20 protein-coding genes are annotated in these 21,830 nt (G+C 70.8%); 16 read left to right on the top strand and 4 right to left on the bottom strand.

All coding sequences use genetic code 11. The features are described from left to right. Position 1: 1 nt before the first annotated feature. Genes HND91_RS09825 through HND91_RS09800 form a run of 6 tightly spaced genes read left to right on the top strand, consistent with a single transcriptional unit; the run spans position 2 to position 5,497 of the window. On the top strand, positions 2-904 hold the full coding sequence (locus tag HND91_RS09825) for a DUF58 domain-containing protein (RefSeq protein ID WP_181706376.1): 903 nt from the start codon (positions 2-4) through the stop codon (positions 902-904). Next, positions 888-1,355, top strand: coding sequence for a DUF4381 family protein (locus HND91_RS09820; RefSeq protein ID WP_181706375.1), 468 nt, complete (start codon positions 888-890; stop codon positions 1,353-1,355). The genes HND91_RS09825 and HND91_RS09820 overlap by 17 nt, the downstream gene beginning before the upstream one ends. After that, positions 1,355-2,317 carry a VWA domain-containing protein gene (locus HND91_RS09815; protein ID WP_181706374.1) on the top strand — a complete coding sequence of 321 codons (963 nt, stop codon included), beginning with the start codon at positions 1,355-1,357 and terminating at the stop codon, positions 2,315-2,317. The genes HND91_RS09820 and HND91_RS09815 overlap by 1 nt, the downstream gene beginning before the upstream one ends. After that, entirely contained in the window at positions 2,314-3,246 is a 933-nt protein-coding gene (locus tag HND91_RS09810) for a VWA domain-containing protein (protein ID WP_181706373.1), read from the top strand. The genes HND91_RS09815 and HND91_RS09810 overlap by 4 nt, the downstream gene beginning before the upstream one ends. Continuing rightward, positions 3,243-4,097, top strand: coding sequence for a tetratricopeptide repeat protein (locus HND91_RS09805; protein WP_181706372.1), 855 nt, complete (start codon positions 3,243-3,245; stop codon positions 4,095-4,097). Before HND91_RS09810 ends, HND91_RS09805 begins: the two co-directional genes overlap by 4 nt. Then, the gene (locus HND91_RS09800; RefSeq protein WP_181706371.1) at positions 4,097-5,497 is read left to right on the top strand and encodes a BatD family protein; all 1,401 of its coding nucleotides are present in this window, start codon (positions 4,097-4,099) and stop codon (positions 5,495-5,497) included. Before HND91_RS09805 ends, HND91_RS09800 begins: the two co-directional genes overlap by 1 nt. On the opposite strand, the gene HND91_RS09795 is transcribed toward HND91_RS09800, so the two are convergent. Then, positions 5,485-5,919 (bottom strand): VanZ family protein, encoded by a 435-nt coding sequence (locus tag HND91_RS09795; RefSeq protein WP_181706370.1) that lies wholly within the window; start codon positions 5,917-5,919, stop codon positions 5,485-5,487. The genes HND91_RS09800 and HND91_RS09795 overlap by 13 nt on opposite strands. 266 nt (positions 5,920-6,185) lie before the next feature. Between HND91_RS09795 and HND91_RS09790 the strand changes: the two genes are divergently transcribed. The 8 genes from HND91_RS09790 (at position 6,186) to HND91_RS09755 (ending at position 15,433) form a co-directional block, all read left to right on the top strand. Continuing rightward, entirely contained in the window at positions 6,186-7,373 is a 1,188-nt protein-coding gene (locus HND91_RS09790) for a pyridoxal phosphate-dependent aminotransferase (protein ID WP_181706369.1), read from the top strand. A gap of 201 nt (positions 7,374-7,574) precedes the next feature. After that, positions 7,575-8,645 carry an aromatic ring-hydroxylating oxygenase subunit alpha gene (locus HND91_RS09785; protein ID WP_181706368.1) on the top strand — a complete coding sequence of 357 codons (1,071 nt, stop codon included), beginning with the start codon at positions 7,575-7,577 and terminating at the stop codon, positions 8,643-8,645. Between the two features lie 37 nt (positions 8,646-8,682). Beyond that, positions 8,683-9,294, top strand: coding sequence for a cupin domain-containing protein (locus HND91_RS09780; RefSeq protein WP_181706367.1), 612 nt, complete (start codon positions 8,683-8,685; stop codon positions 9,292-9,294). Between the two features lie 158 nt (positions 9,295-9,452). Next, on the top strand, positions 9,453-11,081 hold the full coding sequence (locus tag HND91_RS09775; protein ID WP_181706366.1) for a phytoene desaturase family protein: 1,629 nt from the start codon (positions 9,453-9,455) through the stop codon (positions 11,079-11,081). Positions 11,082-11,238: 157 nt separating this feature from the next. Continuing rightward, positions 11,239-12,366: an extracellular solute-binding protein gene (locus HND91_RS09770; RefSeq protein ID WP_181706365.1), complete on the top strand. Its 1,128-nt coding sequence runs from the start codon at positions 11,239-11,241 to the stop codon at positions 12,364-12,366. 244 nt (positions 12,367-12,610) lie between these two features. Beyond that, positions 12,611-13,705: an ABC transporter ATP-binding protein gene (locus HND91_RS09765; RefSeq protein ID WP_181706364.1), complete on the top strand. Its 1,095-nt coding sequence runs from the start codon at positions 12,611-12,613 to the stop codon at positions 13,703-13,705. Between the two features lie 4 nt (positions 13,706-13,709). Beyond that, positions 13,710-14,618 (top strand): ABC transporter permease, encoded by a 909-nt coding sequence (locus HND91_RS09760; protein ID WP_343057260.1) that lies wholly within the window; start codon positions 13,710-13,712, stop codon positions 14,616-14,618. An 11-nt stretch (positions 14,619-14,629) separates the two neighbouring features. Continuing rightward, a complete protein-coding gene (locus HND91_RS09755) occupies positions 14,630-15,433 on the top strand; it encodes an ABC transporter permease (protein WP_181706363.1) in 804 nt (267 codons plus the stop codon). A gap of 97 nt (positions 15,434-15,530) precedes the next feature. Here the strand turns inward: HND91_RS09755 and HND91_RS09750 are convergent, their stop codons facing one another. Further along, a complete protein-coding gene (locus HND91_RS09750) occupies positions 15,531-16,292 on the bottom strand; it encodes a class II aldolase/adducin family protein (protein ID WP_181706362.1) in 762 nt (253 codons plus the stop codon). Between the two features lie 720 nt (positions 16,293-17,012). Between HND91_RS09750 and HND91_RS23040 the strand changes: the two genes are divergently transcribed. Continuing rightward, complete coding sequence (locus HND91_RS23040; RefSeq protein ID WP_343057258.1) at positions 17,013-17,600, top strand: cold-shock protein; 588 nt, start codon at positions 17,013-17,015, stop codon at positions 17,598-17,600. Between the two features lie 261 nt (positions 17,601-17,861). Then, positions 17,862-20,006 (top strand): methyl-accepting chemotaxis protein, encoded by a 2,145-nt coding sequence (locus tag HND91_RS09740; RefSeq protein WP_181706360.1) that lies wholly within the window; start codon positions 17,862-17,864, stop codon positions 20,004-20,006. Between the two features lie 140 nt (positions 20,007-20,146). Here the strand turns inward: HND91_RS09740 and ribB are convergent, their stop codons facing one another. Together ribB and HND91_RS09730 are read right to left on the bottom strand one after the other, a co-directional pair. Continuing rightward, positions 20,147-21,265 carry a 3,4-dihydroxy-2-butanone-4-phosphate synthase gene (gene ribB, locus HND91_RS09735; RefSeq protein ID WP_181706359.1) on the bottom strand — a complete coding sequence of 373 codons (1,119 nt, stop codon included), beginning with the start codon at positions 21,263-21,265 and terminating at the stop codon, positions 20,147-20,149. 97 nt (positions 21,266-21,362) lie between these two features. Continuing rightward, complete coding sequence (locus HND91_RS09730; RefSeq protein WP_181706358.1) at positions 21,363-21,725, bottom strand: cupin domain-containing protein; 363 nt, start codon at positions 21,723-21,725, stop codon at positions 21,363-21,365. Positions 21,726-21,830: the final 105 nt, after the last annotated feature.

Raw genomic sequence — 21,830 nt, 5'->3', positions numbered from 1 at the left:
GATGGGCGCGCTCGAGGAACCCGGCGTTGCGGTGGACCCGGACCGGCTGCTCGGCCTGCGCCACCTGGCGGCGGAGGCGCGCCGGGCGGCGTCGCGGCGCACGTCGTCGCGCCCCGGGCCGTTCGTCACGCGCCGGCGCGGCCGCGGCAGCGAGACCGACGACGTCCGCACCTGGAGCCATGGCGACGACGTCCGCCACATCGACCGCAACGTGACGGCGCGCACCGGCGAGCCGCACGTGCGCACCTTCCGCGACGAACGCGAGCGGACCACCCTGCTGGTGGCGGACTTCCGCCCGCCCATGCTGTTCGGCACCCGCCGGGCCCTCCTGTCCGTGGCGGCCGCGGAGGCGCTGGCGCTCGTCGGCTGGTCCGCCGTGGCGGACGGCGGCCGCATCGGCGTGCTCGCCCTGTCGCCGGGCGAGCCGGTCTTCGTCAAGCCGATGGTGGGAGAGCGCGCCATGGTGGCGGTGGTCGGCGCCCTGGCGCGCGCCCACCGCACGGCGCTCGCGGCCGGTCAGGGCGTCGATCCGCTCGGCCCGGCCCTGGAGACGGCCGCGCGCCTGCTTCCGCCGGGCGGAACCCTCGTCGCGGCGAGCGGCCTCGATGCGCCGGGCGACGGGTTCGAGGACGCGCTGTCGCGAATCCTGCACCGGGTGGACCTGACGATCCTTCTCGTCAGCGACGCCTTCGAGCGCCAGCCGCCGCGCGGCGTCTACCCCTATGCGGATCGGAGCGGCCGGCGGGCCGTCGGCCTCGTCGGGGCTGAGACCGCCAAGCTGTCGGCCGACGCCCGGCTGTCCCGCCTGCGGGCGGTCGGGGCCGGCGCGGTCCTGGTGCCGGCGGAGACGGAGCCGGACGATCTCGCCTTCCGGCTGGAGGGGCTCGATGGACGGCGCGCCTGATCCGCTGTCGCTGCTGCGCCCCGACCGCTGGCCGGCGCCGCCTGAGGCCATGACCTCCGGCGACCTCGTCTTCGCGGCCGTCCTCGGCGCCGCCCTGGCGGTTCTCGTCACGGCGCTCGGGGCGCTCGCCCGCCGGTCGCGCGGCCGGGCCGGATCGGACCGGCGGCAGGCGCTCGCGGCGCTCGCCCGCGTGCCCGACCTGCCGGCCCCGGAGCAGCTGGCGGCCGAGGCCGCGGTTCTTCGCCGGTTCGTCGCGGCAGTGGCCGGGCCGGCGGCGGCCCGCCTCGACGGCGACGCCTGGCTCGCCGAACTCGACCGGCTGTTCCGCACCTCCTTCTTCTCCAAGGGCCACGGGCGCCGGCTGGTGGACGACCTCTACGGCGCCGGCCCGGCCGAGCCCCTCGGCCCCACCCTCGTCCGCTTCGTGCGGTCCTGGCGGAGGCCGCCCTGATGGAGTGGTTCGCGTCCCCCCTGGCGCTTCTCCTGGCGCCCCTGCCGCTTCTCGCCGCGCGTTTCCTGCCGCCGCGACCGGCCGCGGCCGCCGCCGTCGTCGTGCCGGACGCGATCGCCGCCACGCTCGGGTCCGGCGAGGCGGCGGCGGCGAGGCGCGACCGCACCCACCGGCTTCTCGCCTGGGCGGCCTGGCTCGCCCTGGTGGTGGCGATCGCCGGTCCCCAGCGGGTGCTGCCCTCGCCCGCGCTGCCGGCGACCGGGCGCGAGATCGTGCTCGTGCTCGACCTCTCCGGCAGCATGGAGGCCAAGGACTTCCAGCTGAACGGCCAGCCGGTCCGGCGCATCGACGCCGTGAAGGCCGTGTCGGCCGACTTCCTGCGCGGCCGGGCCGGCGACCGGGTCGGGCTCGTCTTCTTCGCCGAGCAGGCGGAGGTGGCGGCGGTGCCGACCTTCGACGTCGCCGCCGTGGCCGAGGCCATGGAGACAGCCGCCATCGGCGACCTCGGCCGCTCGACCGCCATCGGCGACGGCCTCGGCCTCGCCATCAAGCGCCTGCGCGACAGCACGGCGCCGAGCCGGGTGGTGGTCCTCCTCTCCGACGGCACCTCGACGGCGGGCGCGGTCCGTGCCGAGACGGCGGCGGAGCTCGCCCGCGGCCTCGGCATCAAGGTCCACACCATCGCGCTCGGCACCACCGAGACGCTGGCCGGGAGCGAGGGCGCCGGCAGCCTCGTGGACGCCGCCACCCTGGAGGCGATCGCGTCGGTCAGCGGCGGATCCTTCTTCCGGGTGCGGTCCACGGACGACCTGAAGGCGGTGACGAGCGCCATCGACGCCCTGGAGGGCGGCCGGGCGGCGGCGCCGTCCGTGGCGGTCGCGGTCTCGCTCTGGCCCTGGCCGGCGGGCGCCGCCGTCCTCCTCCTCGCGGCCCTCTTCGTGTTCGACAGGAGGCGGCCGTGATCGCGCTCTTCGACGGCTTCGCGCTCCTGCGGCCGCTCTGGCTGGTCGTGCCGCTCGCCCTTCTCGCCCTCGGGGCCCTCGTGACGGCGCGCGGCGTTCTCGGCGACTGGCGGCGGGCGATCGACGCCCCGCTCCTGGACGCCCTGAAGATCCGCGGCCAGATCGACGTGCCGACGACGGAGAGCCGCCGGCCGCCCGCCGCGCTCGTCGCCGCCATCCTGGTGGCCGTCGCGCTTGCCGGCCCGGCGCTGGAGCGGAACACGGACGACACCTTCCGCAACCTCGACGCGGTCCTGATCGGCATGGACGTGTCCCGCTCCATGGCGGCGGGCGGCGACCCGGCGGAGGCCCGCCTCGCGGCGCTCCAGGTCGCCGAGGCGGCCGGAACCCGGCAGACCGGCCTTCTCGTCTATGGCGGCGACGCCTACATGGCGGCGACCTTCACGGCCGACCGACCGGCGCTCGCCGAACTCGTCGCCACCATCCGCGGCGACATGATCGAGGAGGCCGGCACCGCGCCGGCCCGCGCGGTGGCGCTCGCGGCCGACCGGTTCCATGCGGCCGGCATCACGGGCGGCTCGCTCGTGCTGATCACCGACGGCGGCGGCATCGCGGACGACGCGCTCGCCGAGGCGGCGCGCCTCTCCGGCACCGGCCATCGGCTCGACGTGGTCTTCCTGGCGCCGCCCGGGCGGCCGGAGACCGCCCCGGCCCCGGATCGGGCGTCCGCGGCGCGGCTCGCCGGGGCCGGCGGCGGCCGGCTGGTCGACGCGGACGATCCCGCCGCCATCGAGCGCCTCGTCGCCGCGTCCACCGCCGGGCGGCTCGGACGCAGCGAGTTCGCCGTCCTCGCCTGGGCCGACATGGGCCGCTGGCTGGCCGTCCTGGCGCTCCTGCCGCTCCTCACCCTGTTCCGGAGGCGCTCGTGAGACGCGCGCTCCCGATCCTGATCCTCACCCTCCTCCTCCTCGGCGCCGTCGCGCTCGCCGCCGGGCCGACCCGCCTCGGCCGTCTCCTCCTCGCGGCCGGCCAGCCGGACCTCGCCGCCCGGGTGTTCGACGATCCCGCCTGGCGGGGCGTGGCGCTCCTGCGCGCCGGCCGCCCGGACGAGGCGGCCGAACAGCTCCGGCTCACCCGAAGCCCCGAGGCCGCCTACAATCTCGGCAACGCCCTCGCGCGGGCGGGCGACCTAGACCTCGCGGTCAAGGCCTACGACCTCGCGCTCGCCCGCAACCCGGATGACGGCGACGCCCGGATCAACCGGGCCGTCGTGGAGAGGATGCTGAGCGAAGCGACCGCCAAGGGGCCGCCCCCGCCGGGCGGCCTCGCCAACAGCGGCGCGCGGATCGACCACCAGAGCGGCGCGATGGACACGTCCGACCCGAACGCGGCGGCGGTCTCGTCCATGGGCGACGGCATGGTGGGCGACCGGGAAGGGTCCAGCACCAACGAAGCGGCGGGCAGCGGCAACGTGGAGCGGCGCGGCACCCCGAAGGCCGACCAGACGGAAGCCGGGGAGGGGTCCTCGTCCGGCTCGGCGACGGATGCGGCCGGCACGGCCGCGAAGGGCGGCGGGCCGACCGATTCGGCCGCCGCCGAGGAGGCGGACCGGCGGCGGCGCCAGGAGGCCGCCCGGCACGAGGCGTCCCAGGCGACCCTGCAATGGCTCGCGGCCATCCCGGACGACCCGGGCCGCTGGCTGCGGCTGCGCATCGCGGCCGAACGCAAGCGGCGCGTGGAGGAGGGCCGGGCGGTCCAGCCCGGCGGGGAGGACTGGTGATGACGACGCGATCGGCCGCCGTGGCGCTCACGCTCGTCCTGGCGCTCGCCCTTACGGGCCTGATCGGGCCGGCGTCGGCCGCGTCCACCCATCCGGGCATCCGCCTCTGGGTGGACGTGGAGAACGCCGGGCCGGAGATCCGCCCCCAGGAGATGGTGATCCTGAAGGTGCGGGCCCGGTTCAGGGTGCCGGTGACGCTGGAGAAGATGGAGGATCCCAAGGAGGCCGGCTTCCGCCTGGTGCGCGTCGGGCGCGACCTCTGGTTCGACGTGTTCGAGGACGGGCTCACCATCCGGGCCTTCGAGCGGACCGTCGCGGTCTTCCCTCAGCGCAGCGGCACGGTCGTCATCCCGCCCTTCGTCCACCACCTGACCATCCTCGACGAGAAGATGAAGACGCGGAAGATCGACGTCCTCAGCGAGCCGGTGCCGCTCCAGGTGGTGCCGGCGCCGGCGCCGGCCGACGTGTGGTGGATCCCGGCACGGCGGTTCACCGTCACGGACGCCTGGTCCGTTCCGCCGGAGCGGCTCGCCGTCGGCCAGTCCACCCGGCGCACGCTCACCATCGAGGCCGAGGGCGTGTTCGACGACCAGATCCCGCCCGCGCCGGCCCTCAAGGCGGACGGTCTCATCGTTTTCCCGGGCGTGCCGGAGCGGGAGACCCGCATCGGCCTCGGGGCCGTCCAACCGGAGAGCGAACTGGCGCTGCGCGACCGGTCGCTGCGCCGGCCGGGCCGACTGAAGGAGGTGAAGAACGCGCCGGAAGGCCCGATCGCCCGGGTCGTCTACAGTTGGGACATCCGGCCGACCACCGACCGGCCCGTGACGCTGCCGGCGGTGACCATGCCCTGGTACGACGTGACGGCAGGCGCGATGCGCACGGTGGAGATCCCGGCCCGCACCGTGGCGCTCGCCGCCGGGAACCGGACGCCGGACGTGGCGGCGCTCGAACTGGCGCTCGGCATCGTCGCGCCGACGGACGCGCCGCCGGGGGCCGGACGCGGCTTGCCCATGATGCTCGCCGGCCTTGCCGGCGCCGTGGCCTTCGTGGCGACGCTCGGCCTCGCGCTCGCGCTCGTGGCGCCGGACGCGCTGCGGGCCCTCGTGGCCGGCCGGCGACGATCCCTCGTCGTCCGGCGCGAGCGGCGGCTGCTGCGCCGGGCTGCGAGGCGACGGGACGGCGTGGCGCTCCGCGCCGCGGTCACCAGCCTCGCCGGGGCGGGGCGCCTGGACCCGGCGACCCTCCCGGACCTGCCGGCCCTCGACCGGCACCTCTATGCCGATCCGCCCGGCCCGGCGCCGGACCACCGGCGGCTGGCCGAAGCGGTCATCCGGTCCCTGCGCCCGCCGGCCGGCGATCCTGTCGCCTCACCGGCGGCGCGGGCGCTTCAGCGGGCGTAGCCGCCCCGATGGGAGCCGCGGCGATAGACGTGGGCGAGGATCCGGCGCTCCCGGCGGGCGCGCCAGTGGCGCCGCGCGTGCGTGGTCGGCGAGGCCGCGAGCAGGAAGACCGCGATGCCGGCCGCGTTGGCCGCCACGTCCAGCACCGACACGGTGTGCACGTTGGTGAGCGACTGGGCCATCTCGCCGAAGACGCCGACCACGAAGGCGAGCACCGACGCCAGCAGCGCGCGCCGGCCCACCACGAAGAAGAGCGTGGCGGCCATGGCCAGGAAGAAGGCCGCGTGGATCACCTTGTCGAACGGCTCCGTGACGCCGAGCGTGCCCAACAGGCCCGCCAGCAGGCCGAACAGGCCGAGGCCGGTGAGGACGAGTGTGGCGGTGAGCTGTTCCGTCGTGATGACGAGAGGGCGGCGGGACATGGAAACGGGCGGCTCCGGAGCGGATGACTGACGGCATTCACCCTGGACCGGGACCGGTTAAAGTCCTGGCGAGGCGGTCGTTAAAATTGAACGCGAAACATCGCATCGCAGCCGGCGGCGTAAAGAACCGACATCGGCACGATCACCGGGCGAGCCGTAACGGCCTGCGAGGCGGTTGACAAGACGCCCGCGGGTCGGGACGGTGCGGCCTCCTTGCCGCGGCCGACCGTCGTGTCCGCCGCCGATCCTCACGCCCGGAACCCTCCATGCCGCGCCGCTTGTCGCAGATCACCGAACGCACCTCCGGCCGGGGAGCCGACGCCTGGGTGCTGCATACCCGCGCCAAGGCCGCCAAGGCCCGCGGCGAGGATGTGATCGTGCTGTCCGTGGGCGACCCGGACATGGACACGCCGGCCCCGGTGGTGGACGCCGCCGTGGCGGCCCTCAAGGCCGGCGACACCCACTATACCGAGACCCTCGGCCGCGATTCGCTGCGGGACGCGCTCGCCGCCCGCCACGCCCGCATGAGCGGCGACCGCGTCACCGCCGCCCACGTGGCGGTGACGAGCGGCGCCCAGAACGCGCTCTTCCTGTCGGCGCTGGTGCTCCTGGAACCGGGCGATCACGTGCTCCTGCTCGATCCGGTCTACGTCACCTATCCGGCCACCTTCGAGGCGACCGGAGCGTCGGTCACCTACGTGACCCAGCCGGCCGAAACCGGGTTCCGGCTCGACGCCGGCCGGCTGGAGGCGGCCGTGCGGCCGAACACCAAGGCGATCGCCTTCGCCAACCCGAACAATCCGACGGGGGTCTCGTTCACCCGGGCCGACCTGGAGGCGATCGCCGCCGTGGCGGTGAAACACGATCTCTGGGTCGTGGTTGACGAGGTCTACGGCGACCTCACCTTCGACGCGCCCTTCGTGCCGGCCGCCTCCGTGCCGGACCTGCGGCCGCGCCTCCTGTCGGTCGGCAGCTTCTCCAAGGCGTTCGCCATGACCGGCTGGCGCTGCGGGTTCCTGGTGGCGCCGCCGGACGTGATCGAGGCCGTCGCCCGCATCTCCGTCGCCATGCTCTACGGCCTGCCGGGCTTCATCCAGGAGGCGGCCCTCACGGCGCTCGCCGGCGGCGGCGCCATCGAGGCGGACATGAAGGCGATCTACCGCCGCCGCCGCGATCTCGCCGCCGCGGCGCTCGCCGAGGTGCCGCTGATTCGGGCCGCCACCCCGGACGCCGGCATGTTCATGATGGTGGACGTGTCGCGCACGGGTCTCTCCGGGGCCGCCTTCGCGGCCCGGCTCTATGCGGCGACGGGCGTGTCCGTCCTAGACGGCGCCGCCTTCAGCGACCTCCTGGTCGACTACGTCCGGCTCTCCTTCGCGGTCCACGACGACGACCTCCTGGAGGGCTGCCGGCGCATCCGGCGGTTCGTCGACCAGGCGGCAGCGGACCGGTGACCGCCGAGACCTTCACGACGGTGAAACCCCGTTCGGTGGAGGCCGGCATCATCCGTCGCCCATATCGGACAATTGTTCATGCTGCATAGCCGAAGCGTGCTCGCGAGTGCAGCAACGATTGATCGACAAAGAGGCTTGCCTCCATCCGGTCTTTCATTAGCATGAAATCCACGGTCGCCGGTCGGCGCGGGAGGACGTGAGATGATCGAAGGGATCGGACGGGATGCGGAGTGGTCGCTGCCGGCGGCCTTCTATCGGGACGAGGAGCGCTACGCGCGCGAGCGCAAGCTGATCTTCGAGGCCAACTGGCTTCTCTTCTCGTGGTCCGAGCGTCTGCGCGAGCCGGGCGACTATGTGACGGGCCAGCTCGCCGGCTACAGCATCTTCGTCATCCGCGGCGACGACGGCAAGGCGCGGGCCTTCCACAATGTCTGCCGCCACCGCGCGTCGGAGCTTCTTCGCGAAGAGGCGGGGCGCTGCGGCAAGCTGATCGTCTGCCCCTACCACTCCTGGAGCTTCAAGCGCGACGGCGCGCTCCACAAGGCCGCCGAGTTCGGCAAGGACGCCACCTTCGACCCCGACGAGTGGGGCCTCTACGCCCTCGACTGCGAGGAATGGCGCGGCCTGGTGTTCGTGCGCATCCGCCGGGAAGGCCCGTCGCTGATCGAGTGGCTCGGCCCGGTGGTCGACTTCGCCGCGCCCTTCCCGATCGAGAAGCAGCACTACTTCACCAAGAAGGAGCGGGTGGTCGACGTCGACTGGAAGACCTACGGCGAGAACTACCTGGAATGCTATCACTGCCGGGCCATGCACCCCGGCCTCTGCGCCACGCTCGACATCGACCGCTACGCGATCGACGTCCACCCGGAGCACGAACTCTTCCACCTCCATGCGCCCGGTCGGGCCGAGGGGCTGACGCAGGGCTGCTATCTCTACCGCTTCCCCTTCCTGATGCTGAACCTCTACGACTGGGGCTCGTCGATCGCGACGGTGGAGCCGATGGGTCCGGGGCGGCTGAAGCACATCAACTGGTACTTCTTCGAAGACGTCAGCCCCGAGAAGGCCGAGGCCAACCAGCAGTCGGCGGATTGGTCGGCCCAGATCATCACCGAGGACCTGGACATCATCACCGGCGTGCAGCGGAACCTGAACGCGGGCGTCTACACCCGCGGGGCGCTGTCGAAGGCCCAGGAGCACGCGGTGATCGCCTTCGACAGGATGGCCGTGGAGGCGCTGGAGCGTCCGGGTCCGCGCCGGGTGGCGGCCGAGTGAGCGTGCCGTTCGCCGCGTCCCGGTCCGGAGCCGGACCATGACCGTCCCTCGTCCCGCCCCCGACCGCTCGGTCGAGGTTCAGGAAAGCGCCGAGGCGCTCGGCCGGCGTCTCGGCTCGGAGATCCGCGCGCTGCGCCAGGCCCGCGACATGACGCTGACCCGCCTGTCGGAGGAGACCGGCCTCTCCATCGGCCTTCTCAGCCAGGTGGAGCGCGGCCTGTCGGAGCCGAGCGTCAAGGCCTTGCACCTCATCGCGACGGCCCTCGGCGTGACCGTCGGCTTCTTCTTCCGCGACGACGGCGCGGCGGCGGAGGACGGGATCGTGGTGCGCCGGGACGGCCGCAAGCGGCTCGACTACAGCGGCGGCATCTTCGACGAACTCCTGTCGCCCTCCCTGGACGGCGCCCTGGAACTCCTCCTCTGCCGCCTGGCCCCCGGGTCCACCAGCGGCGACGAGCCCTATGCCCACGAGGGCGAGGAGGCGGGCTACGTGCTGGCCGGCACGCTCGACCTCGTGGTCGACGGCGTCCACCACCGGCTCGCCGCCGGCGACAGTTTCGGGTTCGCGTCCACCCGGCCCCACCGCTACGGCAACCCGGGGTCCAAGGAGACCGTGGTGCTCTGGGCCGTGACGCCCCCGTCCTACTGATCCGGCCGCCGCCGCCCGGCGGTCCCGCCGACCACCGGCCGCCGCCCGGCGGTCCCGCCGACCACCGGCCGCCGCCCGGCGGTCACGCCGACCACCGGCCGCCGCCCGGCGGCCTGCCCGATCCGATCGCCCGACACGTCGTCCGGAGTGCCTTGACCATGTCCGCCGTCCCGAGCCCCACCACCCGATCCTTCGACGCCGTCATCATCGGCGCCGGACATAACGGCCTCGTCTGCGCCAACTATCTTGCCAAGGCCGGCCTCACGGTGGCCGTGCTGGAGCGCCGGTCGATCGTCGGCGGCGCCGCCGTCACGGAGGAGATCGCGCCCGGGTTCCGGGCCTCCATCTTCTCCTACCTGATGAGCCTTCTGCACCCGCGGATCATCCGCGACTTCGACCTGAAGCGGCACGGCCTGGAGGTGCTTCCCTGTTCCGACATGGTGTCGCCGGTCTCCGACGACGACTACATCGTCTTCTCCGACGACATGAAGAAGACCCAGGCCTCCTTCGCCAAGTTCTCGGCCAAGGATGCCGCCGCCTACCCGGCGTTCGACGCCTATCTGCAGGAGGCGACCAGGATCGTTCGGCAGATCCTCTTCGACACGCCGATCGATCCGGCCCGGCGCGACTGGCGCACCTTCCGGGAGGGGGCGGAATTCCTGTGGAAGTACCGCAAGGTCGGCCGGAAGATGTACCGGATCGTCGACATGATGACCATGTCGGCCTACGACTTCCTGCGCGAGTGGTTCGAGGACGAGCGCGTCATGGCGGTGCTCGCCTACTACGCGTCCATCGGCACCTTCGCCGGCCCGAAGACGCCGGGCTCCGCCTACGTGATCATGCATCACATCATGGGCGAGCATGAAGGCGCGGGCGGCTGGGGCTTCATCAAGGGCGGCATGGGCTCGATCACCAAGGCGCTCGCCTCGGCCGCCACCGAGCAGGGCGTCACCATCGTGACGAACGCCGACATCAAGGAGATCCGCGTCGTCAACGGCCGCGCCACCGAGGTGACCACCGCCGCCGGCGACGTCTACCGGGCCAAGGTGATCGCGTCCAACGCCTCCGCGCGCACGCTCTATCTCGACCTCGTCGGCGAGAAGCACCTGCCCGAGGAGGTGATCCGCGAGATCAAGGGCTACCGGACCTTCGGCACCGCCTTCAAGATGAACGTCGCCTGCGAACGCCCGCCCCAGTACAAGATCCTCGACCGGGTGAAGCGCGACGGCGCGATCGGGAGCTTTTCCTATCCGACCTACATGCACATCGCCCCGGACATCGACTACCTGGAGCGGGCCTATGACGACGCCAAGTACGGCTGGTACTCGCAGCGGCCGTTCCTGACGCCGGTGGTACCCACCATCGTGGACGACACCCTGGCGCCGCCCGGCAAGCACGTGGTGAACTTCTTCGGCGGCCATGCCCCGTACGAGCTGAAGGGCGGCGACTGGGCGACCGAGAAGGAGAATTTCAGGAAGACGGTGTTCGACACCATCGAGCAGTTCGCGCCGGGCTTCTCCAACGACGTGATCGAGGCGCAGCTCCTCGTCGCACCGGATATCGAGCGGATCGTCGGCCTGCCCCAAGGACACATCTTCCACGGCGAGCTTTCGACCGACCAGCTGTTCTTCCAGCGGCCGGTGTCCGGCTACGCCGACTATCGCACGCCGATCGCCGGTCTCTACATCTGCGGCTCGTCCATGCACCCCGGCGGCGGCGTCTCCGGCATCCCGGGCCACAACGCGGCGCGGGAAATCCTGAAAGACTTCAAGCGCAAGCGGAGTTGATCGAACCCGTCATCGCGGTTGCACGAAAACGACGGGGTTTAGGATCGTCAATTCTGTCGCTTTTCTTTCATATCCGGATGGCATTCACTGTCGGCCCGCCACTTTGAAAAGCCTAACCGAAACTGGCGGGCGGATCCTAGCCGAAGGGGAGCGTAATATGGCGAAATCTCACACCACTGGCCTGACCCGCAGATCGCTGATGAAGGGCGCTGCCGCGACCGGCGCCTTGGCGCTTGCGGCGCCGGCCATCGTGCGCTCGTCCCTCGCATCGTCGGGCGAACTGAACTTCCTCGGCTGGGCCGGCTACGACACCTTCCAGAGCGTGTTCGACACCTTCGAGGGCGCGACCGGCATCAAGGTGAACTTCACCGGCCTCGGCAGCCAGGACGAGTTCCTCGCCCAGGCGCAGACCGGCGGCGCCACCAACGGCGACTTCGACATTTCCGAGCCGACCTCCGACCGCCTGTCCAACTGGATCGACAACGACTTCATCCAGCCGTGGGACCCGGCCAAGATCGGCGCCGACAACATCGAGCCGTCGTTCCTCACCGCCATGAAGGACGGCAAGCTGATGGCCTCGCCCACGATCTGGGGCACCGAGGCGCTGACCTTCAACCGCGACGAGGCGCCGCTCGAATACGGCACCGCCTCGCTCGGCGACCTGTTCGACGACAAGTATGCCGGCCGCCTGACGCTGCGCGGCCACTCCGGTCTCGCCGCCGCCGGCCGCTACCTGGAAGCCCAGGGCCAGCTGCCGCACCCGTTCGTCGAGGGCTATTCGGACGAGACCAAGATGGTGGCCATCTGGGACAAGGTCCTGGAGTTCGCCGTCTCCAAGCGGCCGAACATCGCCCAGTTCTGGTCCAACGAGAACGAGGCCCAGGGCGCCTTCCGCACCAACGGCTGCGTGATCGGCTTCAACTGGGACACGTCCGCCGCCGCCCTCGCCAAGGAAGGCCTGCCGATCGGCTACCTCGCCCCGAAGGAAGGCGCCATCGCGTGGGCGCAGAACTTCGTGCTCATGAAGGGCGCCAAGAACGTCGAGCAGGCCAACGCCTGGGTGAACTGGATCAACAGCCCCGAAGGCGCCGCCCTGTGGGCGACCGCCTATGGCGCCAATCCGGTGGCCAAGGGCGCGGTGGACAAGCTCTCGCCGGAGGCCAAGGCCTTCTTCGAAGCCGCCTATCCGGGCGACGCGCTCTCCAAGCTGTGGTGGTGGCCGGAGCAGCCGGCCTGGTTCATCGCCAAGCGCACCGAGTATGCGACGAAGTTCGTCTCGGCCTGAACCTTGCTAGACGACATCCGCCAGCGGCAACGGGCCCGCATGGCCGCGCTGGCGGATCTCTCACCGCACCTTGTCGTCGCGGTGATCCGAGCCTGATTCCTCTCCGGCGCGCCGGTCCTCTCCGTGGGGCGGCGCGCCGGATTTCCATATGGCGACTGCATGCTTTTTGGGCGCGCAGGCCCGCCGCGTAACCTGATGCGTAACCTGATGCGTCCAGTGTGTCCGATCGACTGCCGGGGGACTGATGAGCCGTGATGTAAAACTCGACCGTGTGACCATGCGGTTCGGCGACTTCACCGCGGTGGACGACGTATCCCTCGACATAAGAGCGGGCGAGTTCTTCTCCTTCCTCGGTCCGTCCGGCTGCGGCAAGACCACCATCCTGCGCATGATCTCCGGCTTCATGGAGCCGAGCGCCGGCCGGATCCTGATCGGCGGCGAGAACATGGCCGGCATCGGCCCGAACCGGCGGCCGACCGCGCTCATCTTCCAGAACCTCGCGCTCTTCCCCATGATGACGGTGGCGGACAACATCGCCTTCGGCCTGGAGATGCGCGGCGTCGACCGCTCCGTCCGGCGCAAGCGCGCCATGGAGCTCCTCGAGCTCATCGCGCTGCCGGACAGCGCCGACAAGCGCATCGAGCAGCTCTCCGGCGGTCAGAAGCAGCGCGTCGCCATCGCGCGGGCTCTGGCGGTGGAGCCGCAGGTCATGCTCCTCGACGAGCCGCTCTCCGCCCTCGACCTGAAGCTCCGCCAGCACATGCGCACCGAGCTTCGGGCGATCCAGCGACGCACCGGCCTCACCTTCATCTACATCACCCACGACCAGGGCGAAGCCCTCACCATGTCGGACCGGGTGGGCGTCATGTCCCGCGGGCGGATCGACCAGGTCGGCCTGTCCCACGCCATCTACGACGAGCCGGCGACGCCGTTCGTCGCCACCTTCGTCGGCGAGAACAACGTGTTCGCCGGCCGTCTCGCCGCCGTCTCGGGCGGCGTCGGCACGGTGGAGACGCCGACCGGCCCGCTCCGCGCACGGGTGGCGGGAGACCTCGCTCCCGGCGCATCCGTGCTCCTCTTCGTGCGCCCCGAACGCATGCGGCTCGGCGCCGGCGCGGACGGGCCGAACACGGTGACGCGGCCCGTCAGCCACGTGGATTTCGAGGGCAACTTCGTGAACGTGGCCCTCGAGCCGATCGTGGAGGGCGGCCGGCCCATGCTGGTCCAGCTTTCCAATGACGGCCGCATCCCGGCCTTCGACCGGGGCGCCGCGGTCGCCGTCAGCTTCGATCCGGCCCACGCCCGGATCCTTGCCGCCGGCGAGATGGCGAAGGAGTAGGCCGGTGTCCGACCTCCTGCGCCGCTACGGCTGGCCCATCACCCTCTTCATGATCGGCACCGCGGCCATCTGGCTGGTGGTCATGGTCGTCCTGCCGGCCCTCGTGATGGTGGAGTATTCCTTCCATCCCAACCTGCCCGTCACCAAGCGCGGCGGGCCGGAGGACTACTACACGATCGCCAACTACGCGGCCCTCTTCCGCGGGGTCGACCTCGCCACCTGGACCTTTCCGAACGACTTCAAGGTCTTCGTCCGCACCATCTGGGGCGCGTCGCTCGTCACGCTCGTCTCGCTCGTGGTCTGCTACCCGATCGCCTGGCACGTGGCCAAGGTGGCGCCGCCCCGGCGCGCCGCCCTGATGATCCTGCTCCTGATCATCCCGTTCTGGATCAACGAGATCCTGCGCACCTTCGCCTGGTACATCATCCTCGCCTACCAGGGGCCGCTCAACGCCGTCCTCCTCGGCGTCGGCATCCTGGAGAAGCCGGTGCGCTGGCTGTCCGGCAGCGGCGGCGTCATCATCGGCATGACCTACGCCTTCCTGCTCTTCATGATGTTCCCGCTCATCAACGCCATCGAGACCCTGGACACCAACCAGGTGGAGGCGGCGCGCGACCTCGGCGCTCCCACGTGGCAGATCCACCGGCGCATCGTGATTCCCCACGCCAAGCCCGGCATCGCGGTCGGCTGCATCATGGTGTTCGTTCTGGCGGCGAGTTCCTACATCGTGCCGGCCCTTCTCGGCTCGCCCGGCACCCGGTGGTTCACCGAAACCATCTACGTCTGGTTCTTCGAGGGGCAGGACTGGCCGCGCGGCTCCGCCTACGCCTTCATCCTGCTCACCCTGTGCGTCGGCTTCATCATGCTGGTGATGCGCGTGTTCCGGGTCGGCCTCGCCGACATCGCCAAGTGAGGAGGGCGCCCATGAACCGTCTCACCGGCGCCGACGTGCTGATGCGCGTCTATCTGGGGATCTTCTTCTTCTATCTCCTTGCGCCGCTCGCCGTGATGGCGTTCGCCACCTTCAACACCAGCCGCTTCCCGACCGTCACGCCCTGGCTCGGCACCACCACGCAGTGGTTCGTGGCGCTCTGGAACGATCGCCAGATGTGGCAGGGCCTGCGCTCGTCCTTCATCGTCGGCGCGGCCGTGATCGCGGTGTCGGTGCCGATCGGCGTCGCCGCCGCCATGCTGCTCGACGGCGTGCACAAGCGGGCCCGGAGCCTGCTCTATGCCGTGATGGTCTCGCCGCTGCTCACGCCCGGCGTCATCATCGGTATCTCCACTCTGGTCTTCTGGGACAGGTTGGGCGTGAAGGGAGGTCTGCACCTCGCCGTCATCGGCCAGTCGAGCTTCATCATCGCCTATGTGATGCTGATGGTGTCCGCCCGCCTGCAGCGGTTCGACCGCACCCTGGAGGAGGCCGCTCTCGACCTCGGGGCGAGCCACACCCAGGTCTTCCGCAAGATCCTGTTCCCCTATCTCCGGCCGGCCATCCTGGCCGGCGCCGTGCTGGCCTTCTTCCAGTCGTTCGAGAACTACAACACGACGCTCTTCACCCGCGGCACCGAAACGACCCTCACGGTCTACATCGCCTCCAAGGTGCGCACCGGCCTGACGCCGGCGGTCAACGCCCTCGCCCTCATCCTGATCGTCGTCACCATCCTGTTCGCCGTCGGCTATGAGATCCTGCGCCGGCGGCAGAAGGCCAAGGTCGCGGCCGCCTGATCGCGCTCAACTCCGGCGTCGGCGACGAAGAGGGGCGGCCCCATCCGGAGCCGCCCCGTCTTCGTCCGTCAGCGCCGGGACGGCCCCCCTGCCGGCGTCAGGTCCTGTAGCTCGGATCCAGCTTGTCCAGGAGCCGCAGGTGGGCGGCCCACTCCAGCAGCAGGTCGCCGTCGTCGAACGCCATCTGGTCGAACTGGCGGCCGACCCGTTCGGCCACGGCGAGCGGCGGCACGTCCAGTTCCGCGCCGGTGGACTGGGCAGAAATCTGCACCTCGCAGGCGAGGTTGACGTAGAACATGTGGCTGAAGGCCTCCGCGACCGTGCGGCCGACCGTCAGCAGGCCGTGGTTGCGCAGGACGAGGACCGGCTTCTCGCCGAGATCCGCGATGATCCGCTCGCGCTCGTCGAGGTCCAGCGCGATTCCCTCATAGGCGTGGTAGCCGACCCGGCCGTGGTACTGCATGGCGATCTGGCTGATCGGCAGCAGGCCCTCCTTGAGGGCCGACACCGCCATGCCGGCGCGCGTGTGCGTATGAATCACGCAGGCGGCGTCGTGGCGGCTCATGTGGACGGCGCTGTGGATCGTGAAGCCGGCCGGGTTCACCCGCTCCGTGCGGTCCTCCACCTTGTTGCCGTCCACGTCGATCTTCACGAGCGACGACGCCGTGATCTCGTCCCATCGCCAGCCATAGGGGTTGATCAGGAAGCGCCCGGGCTCGTCGGGCACGCGCACGGTGGCGTGGGTGTAGATGAGGTCGGTCATCCGGAAGTGGGCAAGCAGGCGATAGCAGGCGGCCAACTCCACCCGCGCGGCCCATTCGGCGTCACTGATGCCGGGTTTGATGGCGACGACGGACATGACGGAACCTCGCGACACGGAAAGGGAAGCGGCCAGCCTATAGGCTTTGGCTGCGGTGTCAAAGACGCCGCCGGCCCTCGCTCCCGCCGCCTCGGGGAGGCTCGAGCGGTCAGGCGCAACGCCCCGGCGCCGGCCGCCGGAGGCGCCGGCCGCCCGGTTCTCGCGAGGCGGCCGCATGGAGGTTCGCCGCGGCCGCCGATCGTTCGATCATTGCGTCAGGAATGTCGCGGGAAGTGCATACAATCGTCCGGCCGAATCGCGTCCGCTGTGGCGAATGCAAGGCGGTGCGCCGCACAGAGTGCGCTTTCAGCCTGCGCAGCTCAAAAAAAACCGCGCCGTGGCGGCGAGTCCTCAAAAAACCGTGGGCTCTTCGCGGCCGGAGTGTGCTAAGACTATAGGGTAGGAGCGGTTCTGGAATGCGGTCGAGCCCGGGCGTTGAGTCCCGTCAAGGTTTGAAGCCGGGCTTTAAAGAATACGAAATCGGCGCAGAAGGCTCTGGAAACACACTGGATCGACGTATGCTCCGCAGACGTCGTTTCCGAGCTTTACATTGGCGGAGACGAGAAGAGCAGAATGGGTAAGGGTAAGGACTTCCGCCCGTCGCGGCGGCGCGGCGGATTTGATGACGACGTGATGCCGTCTTTCGACATACGGCCTGAGCGTCCGTCGCGTTCGTTCGGCGGTCCGTCGCCGTTCGACAGTGCGCCGCCGGCAGGTCCCGTGGTCGACGCCACGGTGTCCTGGTTCAATCCGGAGAAGGGCTTCGGGTTCACGTCGTTGTCCGACGGGTCGGGCGACGCATTCCTCCACATCGGCCAGCTCCAGGCCATTGGCCGTGACAGCGTGCCCCCGGGCGCGACCCTGAAGGTCCAGGTGGCCCAGGGCGCCAAGGGCAAGCAGGTCGTCAAGGTCGTCGAGGTCGACGAGACCACCGCTCAGCCGCAGCAGTTCCGTCCGCGTCCGGCCGCGCCCCGCGCCGGCGGCTTCGGCGGTGGCGGCGGCTACGGCGACCGTGGCGGCTTCGGCGGTGGCGGTGGTGGTGGCGGCGGCTTCGGCAGCCCGCGCCCGCCGCGCCGGTCCGTGGACATGTCCTCCGCCATCCCGCTCGACGGCGTCGTCAAGTGGTTCAACCCGGAGAAGGGCTTCGGCTTCGTCGCCGGCGAAGACGGCGGCAAGGACGTGTTCGTGCACATTTCGGTGCTCCAGGCTGCCGGAATGGGCCCGCTCGCCGATGGCCAGCGCGTCTCGATGAAGATCGTCGAAACCCCGAAGGGGCGTGAAGCGGTCCAGATCAGCGTCCTCGACTGATCGTCGCTGAAGAACAGATCAAGATGAAAGCCGCAGCCGGTGAATGCCAGCTGCGGCTTTTTGACGTATGAGGCAGGCATATCCAAGGCGTCGCGCGCGCCTATCCTCGACGAGATCATGGCCAGAGCCCGCCTACAACCAACAAGACTGCCGCGACAGATCGCGCACGGATCGGAAAGCGCGATTCCATTAAGCCCTTCTCAAGGGAACGGGTCCCATACTCGGCGCGACATAGAAATTCCAAGCGTCGGGTGTGGGGACATGATGTCGACGTTGAAGATGCGGTTGCCCGTGGCCCTGGTGGGCCTCGCGCTCGGTTGCGCGGCCGTCATGGGGGCGATCGGCTGGATGGGCGCCCAGAAGGGTTTGGACGAGGCGGCCGTCGAACGGCTGTCCCTGGCCGCCGACGCCCGGGCCGGGCTCCTGGCGCTCACCGTGGAGCGGATCCGCGCCGACCTCGACACCCTCGCGACCACGCCGGTCGTGTCCTCCAGCCTGCCGGAGCTGGAGAAGAACCTCGAACTGAACCCGAATGAGTTCGAGGCCACCAAGGCCTATTTCGCCTCCGGCACCGACGCCGAACGCATGGCCCGCGACGGCGGCGACTCCAAGACCATGTACGGCTTCCGCCACGCCAAGGTCCACGCGTCCATGGTGGACGCCATGGAGCGTGGCGGCTATGCGGACATCCTGCTGCTCGACCCCAATGGCCGGGTGATCTACTCGGTCGCCAAGCGCTCCGACTTCGCCGCTCCCCTGAGCGCCCCCACCCTGGCCGGCAGCGGCCTGGAGACGCTCTTCAGTGCCCTGAAAGCCGGCGACGGCTCGGAAAGCTTCGTCGATTTCGCCCCTTATGCGGCTGCCGGCGGCGAGACCTCGGCCTTCTTCGGCCACGCCGTGTTCCGCAGGAGCAACGCCGCCATGAACGCCGCGCAGGAGACCCTGCGCGCCGGCTACGTGGTGATCCGCCTGACGCCCGCCATCCTGGACACGGTCATGTCCGTCCGCAGCGGCCTCGGCGCGACCGGGGAGACCTTCGCGGTCGGTCCCGACGGCCTGCTGCGGTCCAACCCGCCGCTCGGCCGGGTCAAGGCCGGTTCGCCCGCCTCCGAGCTCGGCCTGGAGGTCGGGCGCGACGCGGCCGGCGCCCTCGTCGAGGTCACCCAGGATGGCCGGACGCACATGGCGCTCGGCAAGCCGGTCACCTTCCTCGGGCAGGCCTGGACCGTCTACGCCATCCAGGCCACCGAGGAGGCCTTCGCGGCGGCGGCCGAGATGAAGCGGTCGCTCATCTTCGCCGCCGCGGTGATCGCGCTCGCGACCGTGGTGCTCGGCTGGCTGGTGGCCCGGTCCATCACGGCCCCGATCGCCACCCTCACCGGTGCGCTTCGCGGCATGGCCAGCGGCACGGTGGACGAGGAGATCGCCGGGCGTCATCGCAAGGACGAGATCGGCGAGATCGCCCGGGCTGTGGAGCAGATCCGCGAGATGACCCATGAGCAGGCCCGTCGGCGAGCCGAGGTGGCCGAGGTCGAGCGGCGCCAGCGGGAAGCCGAGCGGCGCGCCATGACCGAGTCGCTCGCCCGCGAATTCGAGGAGCGCGTCGGCTCGGTGGTCGCCAAGGTGGCCGAGGCGGCCGACGACCTTGAACAGTCTGCCGGCCACATGGCGAAGCTCGCCCAGCAGGCCCGCGAACGCTCCGGCACGGTGGCGGATGCGTCGGCGGCGGCCAGCGGCGACGTCCGGTCCGTCGCGGCGTCGTCCGACGAGCTCTTCGCGTCCATCCGGGAGGTGTCGGACCTGATCGGCCGCTCCGGGCAGATCGCCGGCGATGCCGACCGTCACGCCCAGTCGACGACCAACATCGTGAAGTCCCTCTCGGCGACCGCCACGCGGATCGGCACGGTGGTGGACATCATCCAGTCCATCGCCGAGCAGACCAATCTCCTTGCCCTCAACGCCACCATCGAGGCCGCCCGGGCGGGCGATGCGGGCCGCGGCTTCGCCGTGGTGGCCGGCGAGGTGAAGAGCCTCGCGGGCCAGACCGCCAAGGCCACCGAGGAGATCGGCGCCCAGATCGCCGCCATGCGCAGCGCCACCGGCACCGCCGTGGACGCGATCACCCGGATCCGGGGCGTGGTCGGGGAGATCGGCGAGGCGGTGAGTTCGGTCGCCATGGCGATCGAGCAGCAGTCGGCCGCCACGAGCGCGATCGCCCGGTCGGCCCAGAACGCCGCGCAGGGGACCTCCACCGTGAGCGTGAACATCTCCGACGTGCGCTCCGCCGTCGGCACCACCGACGAGGCGGCCGCGCGCGTGGTGGACCAGGCCCGGTCCCTCGGCCGCGAGGCGGGCGAGCTCAAGGCCGGCCTCCAGCGCTTCGTGGCGCAGCTGCTGGCCGCCTGAGGCTATCGGCGCCGCCTCGAAGCGCCGGGCCGGAACCCACCGCCGCGAACGCGGCGACGTCGCGCGGGATCCCTCCGCGCGGCGTCCTCACGTCCGGGCGCCGCGCGCGCCGCCCGGACGGGCGCGAGCCACCGCCTTGCTCAATCCGACACCATGATCGTGCGGCTGACCTCGATGCCGAAGCCCGCCAGACCCACATAGCTCCGCTCGCGGGTGGACACGATGGCGATGGAGCGGATCCCGAGGTCCCGCAGGATCTGGGCGCCGATCCCGATCTCACGCCAGCGCTGCATGCGCCGGATGGCGCTGCCGTGCCGCTCTCCGTCCACGCCGTCCTTCTTGGGTTCCGCGTCGTCCAGGAGGTCCTCCACCACGGGCGTGCGCAGGAACATCAGAATCCCGCGGCCGCCTTCGCGCTTGAACACGTCCACCGCCGCGTCCACCCAGGTCCGCTGCCCCTCCATCCGGTCGAGGAGGTCGAGGGCGGGCTGCTCCCGGTGGATCCGGCAGGGCACGTCGTCCCCGGCAGCCACGTCGCCGAACACCGCCACCACGTGCTGCATCGGGTCGAAGGGGGTTCGATAGGCGCAGACCTTGGCGTTGAGGCCTCCGATCGTCATCTCGCGGGACACCACCTTCTCGGCGAACCGCTCGGTGCGGATCCGATAGGCGATGAGGTCCTCGATCGACACGATCTTCAGGCCATGCTCGCGGGCGAAGGGCACCAGCTCGTGCAGGCGCTTCACGGTGCCGTCGTCGTTCACCACCTCGGCGAGGACGCCCACGGGCGGCAGGCCGGCCATCTGGGCGAGGTCCACGCCGGCTTCCGTATGCCCGGAGCGGGTGAGCACGCCGCCGGCGCGCGCGATCAGCGGGAAGATGTGACCCGGCCGCAGGAAATCCGTCGCGGCGGTGTTGTCGTTGGCGAGTGCCCGCACCGTGTTGGTGCGCTCGTCTGCCGATATGCCCGTCGTCATGCCGACCCGGTAGTCGACGCTGACCGTGAAGGCCGTCCGCAGCGGATCGAGATTGTTCGCCACCATGGGCGGCAGGTTCAGGCGGTCGGCCCGGTCGCCGGTCATCGGCACGCAGATGATGCCGCTGGTGTGGCGGATCATGAAGGCCATCTTCTCGGGCGTCGCGCGGGCGGCCGCCATGATCAGGTCGCCCTCGTTCTCCCGGTCCGTATCGTCGACCACCACCACCAGCTCGCCGGCGGCGATGGCCGCCACCGCGTCTTCGATCCTGTCCAATTGCATGTCGAACCTTCTCCTCCGCCGCCGGACGACGGCGGAACACCCCTTTTAGACCCGAGCGGCCCGACGGTACAACGCCGCGATCGGTACGGCCGCCGGTTCAGGGCAGGCGCACCACGAACATCTTGCGCGTGGTCTCGACCACCTCCCAGATGCCGCTGAAGCCGGGACGGATCACGAAGGTGTCGCCCTCCCGCAGAACATGGGGCGTGACGGCGCCGTCCTCGTGGAGGATCGTCACCCCGGACAGGATCGAGCAGAACTCCCATTCGTCATAGGAGACCCGCCAGGACCCGGGGGTCGATTCCCAGATGCCCGTGACGGTGGCGCCGTCGTCATGCTCCTCCACCACCCACGTCCGGGTGCGCGGCTCGCCCTTGACGATCCGGTCCGGATCGGGGGAGCCGTCCTCCGGTTCGATCGATGAGAGGTCGAATGGGACGAAGAGGGTCGGGGAACCCATGGGCGATCTCCTTTCTGCCCGGCGACCCTAAGGCAAGGCCGACCGCATCGAAAGCCGGGAGTGCGCCGGATGCCGGCCCATCGATGTTCGGGCCCAGGTTCCGTG

The sequence above is a fragment of the Chthonobacter rhizosphaerae genome (assembly GCF_013839525.1).
Classification (GTDB): domain Bacteria; phylum Pseudomonadota; class Alphaproteobacteria; order Rhizobiales; family Pleomorphomonadaceae; genus Chthonobacter; species Chthonobacter rhizosphaerae.
The sequence above is the reverse complement of the archived record's forward strand: the minus strand, read 5'-3'. Positions and strand labels throughout refer to the sequence as shown.

Coding starts and splice junctions, on each gene's coding strand:
- HND91_RS09825 (WP_181706376.1), top strand. CDS start 2: ATGGGCGCGCTCGAGGAACCCGGCGTTGCGGTGGACCCGGACCGGCTG.
- HND91_RS09820 (WP_181706375.1), top strand. CDS start 888: ATGGACGGCGCGCCTGATCCGCTGTCGCTGCTGCGCCCCGACCGCTGG.
- HND91_RS09815 (WP_181706374.1), top strand. CDS start 1,355: ATGGAGTGGTTCGCGTCCCCCCTGGCGCTTCTCCTGGCGCCCCTGCCG.
- HND91_RS09800 (WP_181706371.1), top strand. CDS start 4,097: ATGACGACGCGATCGGCCGCCGTGGCGCTCACGCTCGTCCTGGCGCTC.
- HND91_RS09795 (WP_181706370.1), bottom strand. CDS start 5,919: ATGTCCCGCCGCCCTCTCGTCATCACGACGGAACAGCTCACCGCCACA.
- HND91_RS09790 (WP_181706369.1), top strand. CDS start 6,186: ATGCCGCGCCGCTTGTCGCAGATCACCGAACGCACCTCCGGCCGGGGA.
- HND91_RS09785 (WP_181706368.1), top strand. CDS start 7,575: ATGATCGAAGGGATCGGACGGGATGCGGAGTGGTCGCTGCCGGCGGCC.
- HND91_RS09780 (WP_181706367.1), top strand. CDS start 8,683: ATGACCGTCCCTCGTCCCGCCCCCGACCGCTCGGTCGAGGTTCAGGAA.
- HND91_RS09775 (WP_181706366.1), top strand. CDS start 9,453: ATGTCCGCCGTCCCGAGCCCCACCACCCGATCCTTCGACGCCGTCATC.
- HND91_RS09770 (WP_181706365.1), top strand. CDS start 11,239: ATGGCGAAATCTCACACCACTGGCCTGACCCGCAGATCGCTGATGAAG.
- HND91_RS09765 (WP_181706364.1), top strand. CDS start 12,611: ATGAGCCGTGATGTAAAACTCGACCGTGTGACCATGCGGTTCGGCGAC.
- HND91_RS09755 (WP_181706363.1), top strand. CDS start 14,630: ATGAACCGTCTCACCGGCGCCGACGTGCTGATGCGCGTCTATCTGGGG.
- HND91_RS09750 (WP_181706362.1), bottom strand. CDS start 16,292: ATGTCCGTCGTCGCCATCAAACCCGGCATCAGTGACGCCGAATGGGCC.
- HND91_RS09740 (WP_181706360.1), top strand. CDS start 17,862: ATGATGTCGACGTTGAAGATGCGGTTGCCCGTGGCCCTGGTGGGCCTC.
- ribB (WP_181706359.1), bottom strand. CDS start 21,265: ATGCAATTGGACAGGATCGAAGACGCGGTGGCGGCCATCGCCGCCGGC.
- HND91_RS09730 (WP_181706358.1), bottom strand. CDS start 21,725: ATGGGTTCCCCGACCCTCTTCGTCCCATTCGACCTCTCATCGATCGAA.